The 16,840-nt window shown below is 60.9% G+C and carries 15 protein-coding genes and 1 pseudogene; 12 read left to right on the top strand and 4 right to left on the bottom strand.

Translation table 11 applies throughout. The annotated features are described in order from the left end of the window. Nucleotides 1-113: 113 nt before the first annotated feature. From CRX69_RS28210 to CRX69_RS10060, 5 genes and pseudogenes are all read left to right on the top strand, one after another. Nucleotides 114-1,145: pseudogene (locus CRX69_RS28210) on the top strand (HAMP domain-containing protein); the annotation flags it as partial. A 93-nt stretch (nt 1,146-1,238) separates the two neighbouring features. Continuing rightward, the gene (locus tag CRX69_RS28205; RefSeq protein WP_370695207.1) at nt 1,239-2,003 is read left to right on the top strand and encodes a methyl-accepting chemotaxis protein; all 765 of its coding nucleotides are present in this window, start codon (nt 1,239-1,241) and stop codon (nt 2,001-2,003) included. Between the two features lie 185 nt (nt 2,004-2,188). Beyond that, complete coding sequence (locus CRX69_RS10070; RefSeq protein ID WP_047227089.1) at nt 2,189-3,310, top strand: N-acetylglucosaminyl phosphatidylglycerol synthase; 1,122 nt, start codon at nt 2,189-2,191, stop codon at nt 3,308-3,310. Nucleotides 3,311-3,326: 16 nt separating this feature from the next. Further along, nucleotides 3,327-4,094 carry an N-acetylglucosaminyl phosphatidylglycerol deacetylase gene (locus CRX69_RS10065; protein ID WP_107323251.1) on the top strand — a complete coding sequence of 256 codons (768 nt, stop codon included), beginning with the start codon at nt 3,327-3,329 and terminating at the stop codon, nt 4,092-4,094. Then, nucleotides 4,091-5,086, top strand: a complete 996-nt coding sequence (locus tag CRX69_RS10060) for a glucosaminyl phosphatidylglycerol flippase (protein ID WP_076383682.1) — start codon at nt 4,091-4,093, stop codon at nt 5,084-5,086. The genes CRX69_RS10065 and CRX69_RS10060 overlap by 4 nt, the downstream gene beginning before the upstream one ends. A gap of 7 nt (nt 5,087-5,093) precedes the next feature. On the opposite strand, the gene CRX69_RS10055 is transcribed toward CRX69_RS10060, so the two are convergent. Both CRX69_RS10055 and purU read right to left on the bottom strand, forming a co-directional pair. Continuing rightward, the gene (locus CRX69_RS10055) at nt 5,094-5,285 is read right to left on the bottom strand and encodes a hypothetical protein (protein ID WP_076383681.1); all 192 of its coding nucleotides are present in this window, start codon (nt 5,283-5,285) and stop codon (nt 5,094-5,096) included. 58 nt (nt 5,286-5,343) lie between these two features. After that, nucleotides 5,344-6,192, bottom strand: coding sequence for a formyltetrahydrofolate deformylase (purU, locus tag CRX69_RS10050; RefSeq protein WP_047227093.1), 849 nt, complete (start codon nt 6,190-6,192; stop codon nt 5,344-5,346). 303 nt (nt 6,193-6,495) lie between these two features. On the opposite strand from purU, the gene mvaT reads away from it, so the two are divergent. Then, entirely contained in the window at nt 6,496-6,873 is a 378-nt protein-coding gene (mvaT, locus tag CRX69_RS10045) for a histone-like nucleoid-structuring protein MvaT (RefSeq protein ID WP_047227094.1), read from the top strand. A 93-nt stretch (nt 6,874-6,966) separates the two neighbouring features. Here mvaT and sbcB read toward each other — a convergent pair whose 3' ends face one another. Next, nucleotides 6,967-8,394 (bottom strand): exodeoxyribonuclease I, encoded by a 1,428-nt coding sequence (gene sbcB / locus CRX69_RS10040; RefSeq protein WP_047227095.1) that lies wholly within the window; start codon nt 8,392-8,394, stop codon nt 6,967-6,969. A 498-nt stretch (nt 8,395-8,892) separates the two neighbouring features. Here sbcB and CRX69_RS10035 point away from each other — a divergent pair, with 498 nt between their 5' ends. The 6 genes from CRX69_RS10035 (at nt 8,893) to CRX69_RS10010 (ending at nt 15,824) form a co-directional block, all read left to right on the top strand. Next, complete coding sequence (locus CRX69_RS10035) at nt 8,893-9,618, top strand: RDD family protein (RefSeq protein ID WP_107321965.1); 726 nt, start codon at nt 8,893-8,895, stop codon at nt 9,616-9,618. Further along, nucleotides 9,615-10,589: a stage II sporulation protein M gene (locus tag CRX69_RS10030; RefSeq protein WP_047227097.1), complete on the top strand. Its 975-nt coding sequence runs from the start codon at nt 9,615-9,617 to the stop codon at nt 10,587-10,589. Before CRX69_RS10035 ends, CRX69_RS10030 begins: the two co-directional genes overlap by 4 nt. Next, nucleotides 10,576-12,114, top strand: coding sequence for a DUF4129 domain-containing protein (locus CRX69_RS10025; RefSeq protein WP_107321964.1), 1,539 nt, complete (start codon nt 10,576-10,578; stop codon nt 12,112-12,114). The genes CRX69_RS10030 and CRX69_RS10025 overlap by 14 nt, the downstream gene beginning before the upstream one ends. After that, a complete protein-coding gene (locus CRX69_RS10020) occupies nt 12,111-13,274 on the top strand; it encodes a DUF4350 domain-containing protein (protein ID WP_107321963.1) in 1,164 nt (387 codons plus the stop codon). The genes CRX69_RS10025 and CRX69_RS10020 overlap by 4 nt, the downstream gene beginning before the upstream one ends. After that, complete coding sequence (locus CRX69_RS10015; protein ID WP_047227100.1) at nt 13,271-14,275, top strand: AAA family ATPase; 1,005 nt, start codon at nt 13,271-13,273, stop codon at nt 14,273-14,275. Before CRX69_RS10020 ends, CRX69_RS10015 begins: the two co-directional genes overlap by 4 nt. A gap of 217 nt (nt 14,276-14,492) precedes the next feature. Continuing rightward, entirely contained in the window at nt 14,493-15,824 is a 1,332-nt protein-coding gene (locus CRX69_RS10010) for a DUF58 domain-containing protein (RefSeq protein ID WP_107321962.1), read from the top strand. Nucleotides 15,825-15,840: 16 nt separating this feature from the next. Here the strand turns inward: CRX69_RS10010 and CRX69_RS10005 are convergent, their stop codons facing one another. Beyond that, a complete protein-coding gene (locus tag CRX69_RS10005) occupies nt 15,841-16,818 on the bottom strand; it encodes a hypothetical protein (protein WP_107321961.1) in 978 nt (325 codons plus the stop codon). Nucleotides 16,819-16,840: the final 22 nt, after the last annotated feature.

Raw genomic sequence — 16,840 nt, 5'->3', positions numbered from 1 at the left:
ATAATTCCCTAAGGAGAGGAGGAAATATCAGCTTTTTTTCACTATGAAGCCATTTTTGCGCGCTTATATATAAGCACGCTTAGCGTATCAAGACCTTAGCGGACCCCCGTGCCATGAATAAAAACCTGCGCTTTAGCCATAAAATTCTAATAGCCGCCGCGCTCATCGTGATTGCAGCCTTCGCTTCCTTCACGACCTACAACGATTACCTGCAACGCAATGCCATCCGTGACGACCTGGACAGCTACCTGCATGAAATGGGTGCTGTCACGGCAAATAACATTCAGACCTGGCTGACCGGCCGCATCCTGCTTATCGAGAACCTGGCCCAGAACATCGCCGTCACCCCCGACCCGAGCAGCGTCACCCACCTGCTGGAACAGAAAGCGCTGACCTCGACCTTCATGGCGTCCTACCTTGGCGATGCCCAGGGCAGTTTCATCATTCGCCCCGATGCGAAGATGCCTGACGGTTTCGATCCGCGCGTACGTCCTTGGTACAAAGGCGCACAAAGCAGCAGCACCTCGACCCTGACCGAACCCTACATCGACGCTGCCAGCGGCGGGCTGATCATTTCCATCGCCAGCGCCTCGAAAAACGCCACGCAAAATGTCGGTGTCGTGGGCGGCGACCTGAGCCTGCAGACCATTGTGGACAACCTCAAGACCGTGAATTTCGACGGCATGGGGTATGCCTACCTGATCAGCGCCGACGGCAAGATCCTGGTACACCCGGATAAAGCCCTGGTCATGAAAACCCTGGCCGAAGCCTACCCGACGAACACCCCGAAGATCAGCGACCAGATCAGCGAAGTCGAAGTCGATGGCCAAACGCGCATCGTGACCTTCACGCCGATCAAGGGCCTGCCCTCGGTGAACTGGTACGTCGGCGTGTCGGTGGACAAAGACAAGGCCTACTCGATGCTCAGCGATTTCCGCACCTCGGCCGTCGTGGCGACGGTCATTGCCGTGGCGTTCATCATTGCACTGCTGAGCATGTTGATCCGCTTGCTGATCCAACCGCTGCATGTGATGACCCGGGCGATGGAAGACATTGCCGATGGCGACGGCGACCTGACCAAACGTCTGACGATCCAGAATCAGGACGAATTCGGCATTCTGGGCACGGCGTTCAACCGTTTCGTGGAGCGTATCCATAATTCGATCCGCGAAGTGTCCTCCGCCACCGAACACGTCAACGAAGTCGCCTTGCGGGTGGTGAGCGCGTCGAACTCCTCGATGGTCAATTCCGACGAGCAGGCCAGTCGCACCAACAGCGTGGCCGCGGCCATCAATCAATTAGGCGCCGCTGCTCAGGAAATCGCCCGCAATGCAGCGCAAGCTTCCCATCAGGCCAGCGACGCCCGTGGCCTGGCCGAGGATGGTCAACAAGTGGTGGATCGCAGCATTGCCGCGATGAATCGCTTGTCCGACTTGCTGAGTGCCTCAAGCAGCAACGTTGAATCGCTGAACAGCAAAACCGTGAACATTGGCCAGATCCTGGAGGTGATCACCAGCATTTCCCAGCAAACCAACCTGCTGGCCCTCAATGCTGCAATTGAGGCAGCCCGGGCCGGGGAGGCCGGGCGCGGGTTTGCCGTGGTGGCCGATGAAGTGCGCAACCTGGCCCACCGCACCCAGGAATCGGCGCAACAGGTGCAGACCATGATCGAGGAGTTGCAGGTCGGCGCCCGGGATTCGGTCACGACCATGAACGACAGCCAGCGCCACAGCCAGGAAAGCGTGGAAATCGCCAACCTGGCCGGCGAGCGCCTGAACAGCGTGACCCAGCGCATCGGTGAAATCGATGGCATGAACCAGTCAGTGGCCACCGCCACCGAGGAGCAGACGGCCGTGGTGGAATCCATCAACGTGGACATCACCGAGATCAACACGCTGAACCAGGAAGGCGTGGAGAACCTGCAATCGACATTGCGCGCCTGCTCAGACCTTGAGCAGCAAGCGGCGCGGTTGAAGCAACTGGTGGGCAGTTTCCGCATCTGACGTCATCGCCAGCAGGCTCGCTTCCACGGGGTTTTGTGCACAACACAGATCCATGGTGGGAGCGAGCCTGCTCGCGATAGGCCCCTCTCAAACGACACACCGCTGACAGACATTCCGCCGCCCACAACCCCAACCGAACATCTATTCTTACTAAAGGTCAACAAAGGAGAATACAGACCGGAGGGATGTTCATCGTGCACATAGCGGACATAACCATGTTCTACGCCCCCGCCAGCGGCGGCGTGCGCACTTATCTGGATGCCAAGCACCGGCGCCTGAGTGATCGGCCCGGAATTCGTCACAGTCTGTTGATCCCTGGCGCGCATCTGAGCGAGCACGACGGGATCTATAAGGTTCCGGCCCCCGCCCTGCCTTTCGGCAAGGGCTACCGCTTCCCGCTTCGCCTGGCGCCCTGGCGCAATGTCCTGCGTGATTTACAACCGGACCTGATTGAAGTCGGCGATCCCTACCTCACCGCATGGGCTGCCCTGGATGCCCGGCGCCAGCTCGATGTGCCGGTGATCGGTTTCTATCACTCCGACCTGCCGCTGCTGGTCAGCAACCGCATGGGCAACTGGTTCACGCCCAACATCGAAGCCTATGTCAGCAAGTTGTACGGCAATTTCGACCGGGTGCTGGCGCCGAGCCAGGTCATGGCCGACAAGTTGATCGGGCTGGGGGTCAAGAACGTCTACGTGCAGCCTTTGGGCGTGGATCTGCAAACCTTCAACCCCGCCGCCCGCGACCCGGAACTGCGTGCCGAACTGGGAATTGCCGAAGACACGCGCCTGCTGATTTTCGCCGGTCGCGGCTCCAGGGAAAAAAACCTGCCGGTGCTGCTCAAGTGCATGAAACGCCTGGGCGAACGTTACCACCTGCTGCTGGTGGGTTCGTCCATGCCCGCCGTGGTGCCGGACAACGTTACGGTGGTCGATGAGTTCTGTCCGGCGCCGCAAGTTGCCCGGCTCATGGCCAGCGCCGATGCCCTGGTGCATGCCGGTGACCAGGAAACCTTCGGCCTGGTGATCCTCGAAGCCATGGCCAGCGGTATCCCCGTGGTGGCGGTGGCGGCCGGGGCCTTCACCGAAATCGTCCACGAAGACTGCGGCCTGCTATGCACGCCCGACAATCCACAGGCCATGGCCAACGCCGTGCGGCAGCTGTTTGCCGAAGGCTGTCAGCGACGCGGTGTGCTGGCGCGCCAGCACGTTGAGCGTCACTACGCCTGGGACTCGGTGGTCAACAGCCTGTTGGGCCACTACCACAGCGTCCTGGGTGAACAACTGCCCCTGTTGGCCAATGGTTGAGGTGAAGTCCGTGTCGATGAATCAATCGCCCAGCCTACTGTTGGTGCTGCATGACGTGGCGCCGCAAACCTGGCCCGACTACCAGCCCTTCGTCGAAGCTGTCGACGCCCTCGGCCAGGTGCCAATGACCTGGCTGGTGGTGCCGGACTTCCACCACGCCAATGCGCTGGAGGATCACCCAGGTTTTCGGCGCCTGCTCGACAACCGGGTCGAGCGCGGCGACGAATTGGTGCTGCACGGCTACTACCATTGCGACGATGGCCCGCCGGCGACTCATCCCAAGGACTGGTTCATGCGCCGGGTATATACCCACGAAGGCGAGTTTTACAGCCTGTCCGAGGAGGCGGCCCTCGCCCGCCTGCGTGCGGGTGTCGAAACCTTCCAGCGCTACCAGTGGCCACTGGAGGGTTTCGTCGCTCCGGCCTGGCTCATGAGCGAAGGCACGCGCCAGGCACTGCGCCAGTTGCCACTGAGTTACACCAGCGATCCCCAGCATCTCTATCGCTTGCCGGACTTCACCCCGATCGACGCTCCGGGACTGGTATGGAGCGCCCGCAGCGCCTGGCGCCGTGGCCTTTCCAAAGTCATCAATGATCAACGTGAACAGCGCTGGCGTCAGGCGCCAGTCATTCGCCTTGGCCTGCATCCCGTCGACATGCGCCATGGGTTCTCCCGGGATTATTGGTTGCGCACCCTCGAACGCCTGCTCAACGACGGCCGCGTACCGATGACCAAGGTCCAATGGCTGGCGACCCAGGGCCTGCAGGTCCGCGACGCCGCATGAAACGGCTGATATGGCTGGGCGCCGCCTTGCTCTTGGCGCTACTGGTGCCGTGGTTGATGGGTGGCGGGGAGATGTGGTCGCGGGTGCAGCGCTTTCCCTTGTCACTGCTGCTGACCATGCTCGGCATGATTGTCCTGTGCTGGGGCTTGAACTCCGTGCGCCTGCGTTTGCTGCTGGGTGAACACCGCGGGCGCATCGGCCGGCTGAAAAGCATTGGCATCGTCATGTCTACCGAGTTCGCCATGTGTGCCACGCCCGGCGGCAGTGGCGGGCCGCTGACGCTGATGGCGTTGCTGGCGCGCAACGGCGTGCGTCCGGCCCATGGCAGCGCGGTGTTTGCCATGGATCAGTTGAGCGATCTGCTGTTTTTCCTCTGCGCCTTGGTCGGCATCCTGTTTTATGCCTTGTTCCAGAACCTCAGCCAGAGCATCGAATGGATGCTGGCATTGAGTGCCTTCTCGTTGTTTGGCGGACTGTTCGGCTGCGTGCTGGTGGCCCGCTACCACCGCAAACTGATTCTGCTGGGCGCTCGGTTATTGCGACATCTGCGGGTAAAGACCGCCACTCGCCAACGCTGGGGACGCAAGATCCTGCACTTTCTGGCGGCATTTACCGACACCCTGAAATTGCCCCGTCAGACCCTGTTCCAGGTCTTCGGCCTGACCTGCCTTCACTGGGCCCTGCGCTACAGCGTGTTGTATCTGGCGTTGAGAGGACTGGGGGCGGATTTGCAGTGGGCCTGGAGCTTTCTGATCCAGATGCTCTCCTTGAGCGCAGGGCAGTTCAGCCTGCTGCCCGGTGGCGCCGGGGCGGCAGAGTTGACCTCGGCGGCGCTGCTGGCGCCCATGGTGGGCAAATCTACAGCCGCAGCGGCGATTCTGATCTGGCGGGCGGTGACTTATTACTTTTATCTGGTCGCCGGTGGACCCGTGTTCTTTTTGATGGTCGGGCGACCGTTGATCAAGAAGTTGATCAAGCTGCGGCAGGCGTGACACCCCTTTAGGAATCACCGCTTTCAGGCTTGGTAGGCGCTGGTTCGTCCTCGGGGTGCATTTGTTTCCACAGTTGCGCAGCGTCGGGAAACTCCGTGCCATCCTCCGGGCTCAACGCTTCAGGATCGTAACGGCTCAGGCACCCCTCACCCAGGGTCGCCGGGGCTCGGGAGGTGGCTTTGTCCAATGGATCGGTCATGGCGAACCTCATGAAAAAAGGGCCTGGTGATCACTCGCCCAGGCCCTTTGCAGTGTAGTCAGAACACCACGGTCTTGTTGCCGTGCACCAGCACTCGGTCTTCCAGGTGATAACGCAAGCCGCGCGCCAGTACCATTTTTTCCACGTCACGGCCGAAACGCACCATGTCTTCGATGCTGTCGCTGTGGCTGACGCGCACAACGTCCTGCTCGATGATCGGCCCTGCGTCCAGCTCTTCGGTCACGTAGTGGCAGGTGGCGCCAATCAGCTTCACACCCCGCATCGAGGCCTGGTGATACGGCTTGGCACCGACAAACGACGGCAGGAAGCTGTGGTGGATATTGATGACCTTGTGCGCGTATTCGCTGCACAAGGAAGGCGGCAGGATTTGCATGTAGCGGGCCAGCACCACCACCTCGGCGTCGTGCTGTTTGACCAGCCGCGAAACTTCGGCAAACGCCGGCTGCTTGTCCTGTGGGTCGACCGGAACGTGGTAATAAGGGATACCGTGCCACTCCACCATACTGCGCAAGGCGTCATGGTTGGAAATGACACAGGCGATGTCGCAATCGAGCTCATCGCTGTGCCAGCGGTGCAGCAAATCAGCCAGGCAGTGAGATTCTTTACTGGCCATCAGCACCACGCGTTTTTTCTGCTCGGTATCGGTGATTCGCCAGTCCATCGAAAACTCTTCGGCAATCGGTGCGAACGCCTCACGAAAGGCTTCGATGCCGAAGGGAAGCGAGTCGGCACGAATTTCGTGACGCATGAAAAACCAGCCACTGTGAGTGTCCGAGTGATGGCTCGCTTCAGTGATCCAACCATTATGGGACGCCAGAAAATTACTGACCTTAGCAACGATGCCGACGCGGTCCGGGCAAGCGATCACCAGCCGAAAAGTGCGCATTAGGGGAACTCCAGAACTTCACAAAGGCGGCCATTCTAGCCATTGCGCGGCAAAACTGCAGTATCGATGACACGCCGCGCACATTTGTCTGCCCGGGCAGCAATGGGCCGGACCTTTGGCAACACGCTATATTTGTGAGCAGATGTGAAGACTGTGTTTCAGTATTTAACTGCAACGCCGTTTTTGCGAGGCTGCACTAATTAATTAAATAAAACATCGGTTAAATGTTTACTTGATGAAACTGTCTGATTACTATTGCCTCACTGTCTCCTTGTCACCCGCGTCCTACATAAGGTAGTCCTCATGTCCTTGATCAATGAATACCGCAGCACCGAAGAAGCAATCAAAGAACTGCAAGAACGCCTGAAAGCTCTGTCTAAAGACGACAAGCTGCAGAAAGAACTGGAATTCGAAGGCAAACTGCGCACGCTGATGGGCGAATACCAGAAATCGCTGCGTGACATCATTGCCATGCTGGATCCAGAAGCCAAATCGAGCAAGGCAACCCGTGGCGCCGTAAAAACTACCGGCACCAAACGCGCTCGCAAAGTTAAGCAATACAAAAACCCGCACAACGGCGAAGTCATCGAAACCAAAGGTGGCAACCACAAGACTCTGAAAGAGTGGAAAGCCAAGTGGGGCGGTGACGTGGTTGAAGGTTGGGCAACCCTGCTGGGCTAAGCCTCACCGGTTCGCGCCGCTTTATGCGAACAGAATAACGCCAGCGATTGCTGGCGTTTTTTTATGCCTGCGATTTACCCACTTCATCGCCACTCAAAGGCTTAAACGTTTACGCAATTGCTGGCTGTAGCCCTGCCACTCTATGAGTACCTCGCGCTGCAATGGCGTGGAAACGGCCATCCATTCCTCCATCGCCTCATCAAAACTTTGCAAGGTATTAGGCGCCCCCCATTCCGGGGAGGACAAACGCTGCTGACAGAAAAGTCTCCAACGCTCCTGCTCTTCGCCGGTCAAGGTCTCAGGGAAGTTGCGCGCGCGATATCTGAACAATAACTCCGGTAAACGCTCATCATCAAAAGGCCAGTGTTCTGAAGCCAATTGAGCAGGGTCAGCCATGCGGACTTGCTCGCACAATCGACGATCGCGGTCGCCGATGAAGCCTGCGTATAACTGCTGCTCGGGATCCTCACTGGCAGTGAAATCCTCGCGACCATAAATGGCCTGAAGTTTGTCCTGCCAAACTTGCTGTGCGTCAGTTAGCCGCAGCGCACGCTCCTGATAAACGTCCATGTCCAGTTGCAGCCGCTGCTGGTCCTCGGCACGCAGCACCGAGAGCGGCGCGACCACCGGGCACTTGTTGATATGAATGAGTTTGAGAGGCACCGGCAACTCGCCTTCGAGCAGTTCTTCACGGCGGGTATACAAACGTTGCCTCAGGGTTTCAGCATCGTGGTCCAGCAAACCCAGCGGGTCCAGGTGCAAGTCACAGACAATCAGGGCATTGCGATTTTTCGGGTGCCAGGCCAATGGTAAAACTACCCCGATGTAGTTGCGCGCGGCCGAGAAACGCCCGGAAACATGCACCATAGGCTGCAACAGGCGGATCTGATCCATGACTTTCTGTTTGCTGCGCAGTTGGAACAGCCACTCGTAAAGCCTGGGTTGTTTCTGGCGGATCAGACGGGCCAAGGCGATCGTCGCGCGCACGTCCGACAACGCATCGTGAGCCTGGCCGTGGTCAATACCATTGGCGGCGGTCAGGCGCTCCAGCTTGAGGGTCACGCGGCCCTCCTCTTGCGGCCAGACAATGCCTTCGGGGCGCAGCGCATAGGCGGCGCGCACCAGGTCGATCAGGTCCCAGCGGCTATTGCCGCCCTGCCACTCGCGCGCGTACGGGTCGAAAAAATTCCGATAGAGGCTATAGCGGGTCATTTCGTCGTCGAAGCGCAGGGTGTTGTAACCGGCGCCACAGGTGCCGGGCGCGGCCAGTTGCCCGTGGATACGGGTCATGAAGTCGGCTTCAGTCAAGCCTTTGTCGGCCAGGCATTGCGGGGTAATGCCGGTGATCGCACAAGCCGCCGGATGCGGCAGGATGTCCTCGCTGGGCTGGCAATACAGGTTCACCGGCTCGTCGATTTCATTGAGTTCGAAATCGGTACGGATCCCCGCCACCTGCAAGGGTCGGTCGCAACGCGGGTTGATGCCGGTGGTTTCGTAGTCGTACCAGAAGATAGAAGTCACGGGGCGTTCCTGGGTTGAAGACTGGCGAAGTCTAGGCCTTCGAGCCCACCTGCAGCCAGCGCTGCCTGAGTTTTGAAATCCAAAGGGGATCTGAGGCGGACACCGGATCAGTGAACACCCCGATCAAAACTGTGGGAACGAGCCTGCTCGCGATAGCGGTCTGCCTGAAACGGCAATGCTGAATGTGCCGCSGTCATCGCGAGCAGGCTCGCTCCCACARGGGATGTGTGGCGGGTGCAAAATRCGTGAACAYCGTCAATCARAACTGTGGGARCGAGCCTGCTCGCGATAGCGGTCTGCCTGAAACGGCAATGCTGAATGTGCCGYSGTCATCGCGAGCAGGCTCGCTCCCACAGGGGTTCTGCTTTTGTGTTCGGGCCCTGAATCCTGTGGCAAGCCATGAAATGACATACATAGTTATGTCGTTTGCCCGCACGAAGACTGCTAGCATCGGGACCGAGACTGAACGTTCGAACCGGCCCATCACTCAGGTTGCCCATGCTCGAGAGACCAGCACTGCAAAGGAACGCGAAGCTGCCCCCGCCACTCGATACGCGGTATCAGGTTGAAACGCCCGAAGGCATCGACCTGCCGCTGCGCCCGGCGGGGTTGATGCCTCGTGCGCTGGCCTTTGCCATCGACCTGGGCATACGCGGGCTGGTCCTGGGGCTGGTGTTCATCATCCTGGCGTTTTTTGGTGAGCTGGGCATTGGCCTGGGCTCCATCCTGCTGTTCGTTGTCAGTTGGTGGTACATGGTGCTGTTCGAGGTGCTGAACCAGGGGCGCTCCCCCGGCAAGCAGATCATGGGGTTGCGAGTGGTGCAGGACGACGGCAGGCCTATCGGCTGGTCCGCTTCACTGATCCGCAACCTGCTGCGTTTTGTCGACATGCTGCCCTTCGGCTACACCTTCGGGGCAATCAGTTGCCTGCAACATCCTGCCTTCAAACGCCTGGGAGACCTGGCCGCCGGCACCCTGGTGGTGTATCGCGAGCAACCGGTCAAACGTCCCGCGCTGCCCCTGGCGCAGTCGATACGACCGCCCTTTACCCTGAGCCTGAACGAGCAACGCGCCGTGCTGGGTTTCGCTGAACGCCAGGCTGAACTGTCCCAAGCGCGGGTCAACGAACTGGCGAGCATCCTGGCCGCGCCACTGAACGTCCAGGCCCCCAGAGCCGTGGCCGAACTCAATGGCATCGCCCGTGGCCTGCTGGGGCCGACATGAAACAAAGTCTGTTCGAAAGCCGCCACCAAGGCGAATGGGACCGACTGTCCCGACAACTCGATCAACTGGAGCGCAGTCGTAACGTGCCCCAAAGCAGTGACTTTCCTCCTGCCTACCGCAGGCTTTGTCAGCATCTGGCGCTGGCCCAGGCACGGGGTTACAGCAGCCTGCTGGTCGACACGCTGCAGCAGTTGGCGCTGCGCGGTCACCAGCAACTCTATCGGGATCGCAGCCGGCCATCGACCAGCCTTTCGACTTTCATCCTGGCCGGTTTCCCCCGACTCGTGCGGGAACAATGGCGTTTCGTACTGGCCGCCGGAGCGATGTTCATGGGTAGCCTGATCGGCATCGGGCTGCTGGTCTATCTGTTTCCCGAGCTGGTCTACAGCCTGTTGAGCGTCGAGGAAGTCAGCCAGATACGTGGCATGTACGACCCGGCCAGCGGGCACCTGGGGCGTTCGATCGAGCGGGCCGCCAGCCAAGACTGGGTCATGTTCGGCTACTACATCATGCACAACATCGGCATCGCCTTTCAGACATTCGCCAGTGGCTTGATGTTTGGCCTGGGTAGCGCGTTCTTCCTGTTTTTCAACGGCCTGACCATTGGTGCGGTGGCCGGGCATCTGACCCAGATCGGCTCGGGTGGGACGTTCTGGTCGTTCGTCATCGGCCACGGCGCCTTCGAACTCACTGCCATCACGTTGGCCGGCGCCGCCGGCCTGCAACTGGGCTGGGCGTTGATCGCGCCGGGGCGCCTCACCCGAGGCGAGGCCTTGCGGATCGCCGCCGGCAAAAGCGTGCTGATGATCGGCGGCGTGATGCTGTTGCTGCTGATTGCCGCGTTCATCGAAGCGTACTGGTCCTCCAGCGCCGTGACAGCCGCGACCAAATACACGGTCGGCGCCTTGTTGTGGCTTTTGGTGATCAGTTATCTGGTGTTTGCCGGACGGACCCGCCATGCGTCTGAGTGATGCCACCGTGGTCATCCGCCCGCGCACCACCTGGGAAGCCATGGACCTGGGCGTGTTGATGAGCCAGCAGCATCGACGTTTGCTGATGACCAGCTGGGCCGTCATCACGCTGCCGGTGTTTGCGCTGTTGTCCCTGCTGCTGTGGGATTCGCCGTCTCTGGCGATGTTCCTGTTCTGGTGGTTGAAACCGGCCTTTGACCGTTTGCCCCTGTACATTTTGTCCAAGGCGCTGTTCGGCGAAACACCGACGCTGAAACAGGCCTTGCGCCAGTGGCCCGCGCTGCTCAAGCCCCAGTTGCTGGCAAGCCTGACCTGGCGACGGCTGAGCCTGAGTCGCAGCTTCCTGATGCCCGTGGTGCAACTCGAAGGACTCGACGGCGAGGCGCGTGAACAGCGCTTGCGGGTGCTGCTGCAACGCAACCGTGGCGCAGCGCAATGGCTGACCGTGATCGGCGTCCACCTGGAGATCGCCTTGTGGTTCGGCCTCATGGCCCTGTTCTACCTGCTCGTGCCGCAACAGGTAGAGCTGCAATGGAACTGGCAGACGCTGATCGCCGTCGCCGAGCACGACTGGTTGTGGCTCGAACACCTGATCAACCTGCTGTATCCCCTGCTGCTGATCGTCTGGGAGCCGGTGTATGTCGCCTGCGGTTTCAGCCTCTACCTGAACCGGCGCACGATACTCGAAGCCTGGGACATTGAGCTGGTGTTCCGGCGCCTGCGCCAACGCCTGAGCAGCACCGCCCCCGCGCTGATGCTGCTGGCACTGCTGCTGGTGCCGCTGGCACCGCCGGCCTGGGCCGCCGAAGACAACACCGGCCCCGACAGCCCGCGGCTGCTCAACCAACCTCTTACCAGCGAAGCCTCCAGGGACAGCATCAAGGCGATCCTCCAGGCTCCGCCGTTCAAGAACCCGGAAACGCTCACCCGCTATCGTCTGGGTGAAGAAACCGCCGAATCGGCCGAGACCGACGAAGCGCCGGGCTGGCTCAAGGCATGGTTCAAATGGATCAGCGGCCAACGCTTCGACATCGCCGCCGCACTGATCCAGATCGTACTGTGGGCCTGCCTGGTGGCGGCGATTGCCTGGCTAGCCTGGCGCTACCGGGAAAGGCTCAGGGCCTTGGTGAATCTGCGACCGACAAAACGCCCACCCGTGGCACGACCGATGCCGGCGCAGATGTTCGGTCTGGATATTCGCGAAGAAAGCCTGCCGGACGACGTGGCCACCAGCGTGGAACAACTATGGGCCGCTGACCCTCGCCAGGCCCTGGGGCTGCTGTATCGGGCCTTGCTCAGCCGGTTGCATCATGACTTTGCGCTTCCCTTGAAACCGGCCGACACCGAAGGCCAGGTGCTGCAACGCATCGAACAGCTTGAGCATGAACGCCTGCTGACCTTCAGCCAACACCTGACTCAGCACTGGCAAAACATTGCATACGGCCATCGCCCGCCGCCGCCCCACCTGCAACAGCAACTGTGCGATGACTGGCGCGGGTTGTTCGGGCCGGAGGCGTCTCGATGAATCGCCGCGCAGGGCTGTTGGTCGGCGCCGGGGTGGCCGCGCTGCTCTGCGTCATGGCCCTCTATCTGTTCCTGAACGCAGTGCCCTATCAGGAAACCATCGATCACGGCCCCTCCCCCGAGGCCCAGGCCAATCCCTACCTGGCCGCCGAACATTTCCTGCGCCGGCAGGGCATAAACGTCGAGCACGCCAATAATCTGGACGTCCTGCCCAACCTTGAGCCTGATCAGCGCAGCCTGCTGTTGTTGGGTGAACGCAACCACATGACCCCACGGGAAGTCGATCAGTTGATGAACTGGGCCCAGGCCGGTGGACGATTGCTGTTTGTCGCCGAAGCCTTGTGGGATAACAGTACCGCCAGCAGCGGCGACTTATTGCTGGACCGTGTGCGCCTGCGTCAATTCCTGAGCAAGGACCTCAAGGCGCCGGAGCCCGAACTCATCAAGGATCGCTACCCCAAGCTGACCAAGCTGTACCTGGAGGACGAAGAAGCGCCCGCGTACGTCGGCTTCGACACCGATTTCCACCTCGAAGACCCGCAAAACCTAGCCCAGGCTTGGGCCAACAGCGCGTTGGCGACCCACATGATGCAGCTCAACCATGGCCTGGGCTCGATCACCGTGCTCACCGACGCCGAGCTGTGGAAGAACGACCATATCGACCAATACGACAACGCCTGGCTGCTCTGGTATTTGAGCGCCGACACCCACGTGACGCTGCTGTATGACATCGACCATGACAACTTGCTGGCCCTGTTGCTGCGTTATTTCCCCCAGGCCTTGGTGGCGCTGCTGGCCTTGATCGCCCTCTGGCTCTGGCGTTCGGCGGTGCGTCAGGGCCCGCTGCAACAACCGGCTCCCAAGGCGCGGCGCCAGTTGGAGGAACACGTGCAGGCCAGCGCCGGTTTTCATCTACGACACAATGGCCGTCAGCATCTGCTGCACAGCTTGCAACAGGACGTGCTGCGCCGGGCACGCCATCTGCATCCCGGTTTCGAACAACTGGCCGTGGCCGAACAGTGGCAAGTGCTCGCCCGCCTGACCCGCCAACCCACGCGGGCCATCAGCCAGGCCTTAAGCCCCCGACCGCAACAGCGCATGTCCAGCGCTGAGTTCTGCCGTCAGGTCGCCCATCTGCAAACCCTCAGGAATGCCTTATGACTGAAGAGAACGAACCTGCCGGCGGCCAGACCCACGCCGCCCAACAGCGCCAGCGCGCCAGTCAACTGGCCCAGGCTATTCGCACCGAGCTGCACAAGGCGGTGGTCGGCCAGGCCGCGGTGATCGACGATGTGCTCACGGCCCTGATCGCCGGCGGACACGTCTTGCTCGAAGGGGTTCCAGGATTGGGCAAGACGCTGCTGGTGCGCGCCCTGGCCCGCTGTTTCGGCGGCGAATTCGCGCGCATCCAGTTCACCCCCGACCTGATGCCCAGCGACGTCACCGGGCACGCGGTGTACGACTTGCAGACCGAGCAGTTCAAGCTGCGCAAGGGGCCGGTGTTTACCAACCTGCTGCTGGCCGACGAAATCAACCGCGCCCCGGCCAAGACCCAGGCGGCGCTGCTCGAAGCCATGCAGGAACGCCAGGTCACCCTCGAAGGTCGCGCCTTGCCCATCGCCCAACCGTTCATGGTGCTCGCCACCCAGAACCCGATCGAACAGGAAGGCACCTACCCGCTGCCGGAAGCCGAGCTCGACCGTTTCATGCTCAAAGTGCGCATGGACTATCCCGACGCCGACCAGGAATTGAACATGGTCCGTCAGGTCAGCCGTTCGACCCGGGCCGACATGCTCGATGTACAACCGTTGCGCACGGTGTTGCAGGCCAAGGACGTGCAAGCGCTGCAACGCATCGCCAGTGACCTGCCGATGGACGATCAGGTGCTCGACTACGCCGTGCGCCTGGCCCGCACCACCCGCAGTTGGCCGGGCCTGACCCTGGGCGCCGGGCCGCGTGCCTCGATTGCCCTGGTGCGCTGCGCCCGGGCCCGGGCATTGTTGCGCGGCGGCGAGTTCGTGGTGCCGGATGACATCAAGGGCTGCGCCCTGGCCGTCCTGCGCCACCGGGTGCGGCTGGCACCGGAGCTGGACATCGAAGGGCTTTCGGTGGATCAGGTGCTGGGGCAACTGCTCGATCAAGTGCCGGCGCCGCGGTTGTGAGGAGGCGGCCTGTGCCAAGAGCACTTCTTGAGGCAAGACCGCTTTCTGTGGCGAGGGAGCTTGCTCCCGCTGGGCTGCGAAGCAGCCCCCTGGTTTTGCCTGGCACACCGCAAGGGGACGCTACGCGTCCAGCGGGAGCAAGCTCCCTCGCCACAGGAAACCTCTTGGCGGCAAACTCTTTTACCAAAGCAAATACCTTCTCCAAGGGAACGCCCCCATGAAACCCGCGCGCCTACTGCTGACCTGGCTCGCCATTCTGCTGGCCCTCGGCATCGTGCTGGGCGCGTTGCGGGCGCTGGGCGTTGCGGTTCCATCGATGTTGCTGTCGATCCACTGGGGGTTGCTGCTGGCCCTTCTGGCCCTGGCAATACTTGATGCCGTACGCCTCAAGCGCTTGCCCTCGCCCCGGGTGCAACGGCAGATGCCCGGCAGCCTGGCACTGGGTCGCTGGAGCGAAGTGCGGCTACAGATCAGCCATGACTTTGCGCAGCCGCTGAATGTTCAGGTCTTCGATCACGTCCCCGACGGCCTGGACTTCGAAAGCCTCCCCTTGTCGGTCGAGCTGCAACCCGGTCAACACAGCCAGGTTGGCTACCGCCTGCGCCCGCTCAAGCGCGGTCACTTCAGCTTTGAACACTGCGAAATCAGCCTGCCCAGCCCATTGGGCCTGTGGGCCGGCAAACGTCTGCTGGACGCCCTCGACCACACCCGCGTCTACCCGGATTTCGCCAGACTCTACGACGGTCAACTGCTGGCGGTGGACAACTGGCTCAGCCAATTGGGTATCCGCCAGCGCCAACGGCGCGGCCAGGGGCAGGAGTTTCATCAACTGCGCGAATTTCGCGAAGGCGACAGCCTGCGCCAGATCGACTGGAAGGCCACTGCCCGCCATCGCACACCGATTGCCCGGGAGTACGAAGACGAGCGCGACCAGCAGATCATCTTCCTGCTCGATTGCGGCCGGCGCATGCGCAGCCAGGACGGCGAGCTGGCGCACTTCGACCACGCCCTCAACGCCTGCCTGCTGCTCAGCTACACCGCGCTGCGCCAGGGTGACGCCGTGGGCCTGAGCACCTTCGCCAGCGAACAGCCACGCTACCTCGCACCGGTCAAAGGCACCGGTCAACTCAACGTGTTGCTCAACACCGTGTACGACCTGGACAGCAGCCAACGCCCGGCCGACTACCAGGCCGCCGTCACCCAACTGCTGACCCGGCAAAAGCGCCGAGCCCTGGTGGTGCTGGTGACCAACCTTCGCGATGAAGACGATGAAGAGCTGCTGGCCGCCGTCAAACGCCTGGGCCAACAGCATCGGGTTCTGGTGGCGAGCCTGCGGGAAGAGGCACTCGACCGCTTACGCCAGACACCGGTGCAAACCCTGCCCGAAGCCCTGACCTATTGCGGGACAGTGGATTATTTGAACGCCCGGGCCGAATTGCATGAGCGCTTGAGTGCCCATGGGGTGGCGGTGCTGCAAGCCCGGCCCGGGGAGTTGGGGGCCGAGCTGGTGACGTTGTATCTGGGGTGGAAGAAGGCGGGGAATTTGTAGGCCATCAGCGTGCATATCAGGCATGGCTTGCGTCATAGCGATTGACGATCGACAAGGACATGCTATCACCCTCCAATTGCGTCGCACTGACCTCGCCCTGAGCGTTGGTGCGATTGTAGGGCGCTCCGTTAAGCAGTGTTCGAACGCCCGCTGCGGGTTCATTCGTGAACCTGGAGATGGCACGAATATGCTTTAGATAATAATCCAGTAATGGATCAAAAGACGGGAATGGTCCCGTTGTCCAACGCTCAGCCCTGACCAGGTTATGCCCCAACGACATAGCGAGTGACCCCGTCGTCACGCCCGACTCCACGACTTCCATGCGCAAGGAAAAACTCCCATCCCGGGTAGTGTTGAGGCAATTCAATTCCCAGCTGGCACCCTCGAGAGTCAATAACTGGGCACGCTCCAATGCAGGCGTGACCACCACACCGAGACTCACGGCGGATTCGCCATCCCACACCAGCTTTACCTGCTTATTCAGAAGCGAGCTGGAAGGTTCAGGCCAAACGGTAAAAGTGTGGCTTGCACCATGGCAAGGGTAGGCGGCCCCCTCTCCAAAAGTGAGCGCAAACTCGTCGAATTTAACGTTCAGCTCTTGCGCGACATCCACTACTCTCCCTGGTACTGGCGGCGACTTCGGCATTTCCTCAATTAAAGGCATCCCAAACTGCAATACAAAAGTGCCGCCTTGCGCCTCGTCTGTAGAAATAGACCAGCTCAAGGAGGTAGTCCCCGCCTCCATCGCCACCAATTGCCCCAACGGCGGATCGAAAACCAAACCCTGCGTCTCTTCACCCGGTTTATATTCCAGAAGAATCCGGGCGTGCGGATCGCCGATCAACCAGCTGTATTCATAATCCAACGTCAGCGTGCACACCTCTCCGATGACTGAAGCCACCTCGACGTCAGGCCACCTTACCGGCTGGCCGTTGACATAAGGCCTGAATTCCTGAAGCCAGGTCATGTCATTGGGTGCTGATGCAACTTTCATAGGTGCTACCTCCCAGCCCACG

The sequence above is a fragment of the Pseudomonas rhizophila genome (assembly GCF_003033885.1).
Lineage (GTDB): Bacteria > Pseudomonadota > Gammaproteobacteria > Pseudomonadales > Pseudomonadaceae > Aquipseudomonas > Aquipseudomonas rhizophila.
The sequence above is the reverse complement of the archived record's forward strand: the minus strand, read 5'-3'. Positions and strand labels throughout refer to the sequence as shown.

Coding starts and splice junctions, on each gene's coding strand:
- CRX69_RS28205 (WP_370695207.1), top strand. CDS start 1,239: ATGGTCAATTCCGACGAGCAGGCCAGTCGCACCAACAGCGTGGCCGCG.
- CRX69_RS10070 (WP_047227089.1), top strand. CDS start 2,189: ATGTTCATCGTGCACATAGCGGACATAACCATGTTCTACGCCCCCGCC.
- CRX69_RS10065 (WP_107323251.1), top strand. CDS start 3,327: ATGAATCAATCGCCCAGCCTACTGTTGGTGCTGCATGACGTGGCGCCG.
- CRX69_RS10060 (WP_076383682.1), top strand. CDS start 4,091: ATGAAACGGCTGATATGGCTGGGCGCCGCCTTGCTCTTGGCGCTACTG.
- CRX69_RS10055 (WP_076383681.1), bottom strand. CDS start 5,285: ATGACCGATCCATTGGACAAAGCCACCTCCCGAGCCCCGGCGACCCTG.
- purU (WP_047227093.1), bottom strand. CDS start 6,192: ATGCGCACTTTTCGGCTGGTGATCGCTTGCCCGGACCGCGTCGGCATC.
- mvaT (WP_047227094.1), top strand. CDS start 6,496: ATGTCCTTGATCAATGAATACCGCAGCACCGAAGAAGCAATCAAAGAA.
- CRX69_RS10035 (WP_107321965.1), top strand. CDS start 8,893: ATGCTCGAGAGACCAGCACTGCAAAGGAACGCGAAGCTGCCCCCGCCA.
- CRX69_RS10030 (WP_047227097.1), top strand. CDS start 9,615: ATGAAACAAAGTCTGTTCGAAAGCCGCCACCAAGGCGAATGGGACCGA.
- CRX69_RS10025 (WP_107321964.1), top strand. CDS start 10,576: ATGCGTCTGAGTGATGCCACCGTGGTCATCCGCCCGCGCACCACCTGG.
- CRX69_RS10020 (WP_107321963.1), top strand. CDS start 12,111: ATGAATCGCCGCGCAGGGCTGTTGGTCGGCGCCGGGGTGGCCGCGCTG.
- CRX69_RS10015 (WP_047227100.1), top strand. CDS start 13,271: ATGACTGAAGAGAACGAACCTGCCGGCGGCCAGACCCACGCCGCCCAA.
- CRX69_RS10010 (WP_107321962.1), top strand. CDS start 14,493: ATGAAACCCGCGCGCCTACTGCTGACCTGGCTCGCCATTCTGCTGGCC.
- CRX69_RS10005 (WP_107321961.1), bottom strand. CDS start 16,818: ATGAAAGTTGCATCAGCACCCAATGACATGACCTGGCTTCAGGAATTC.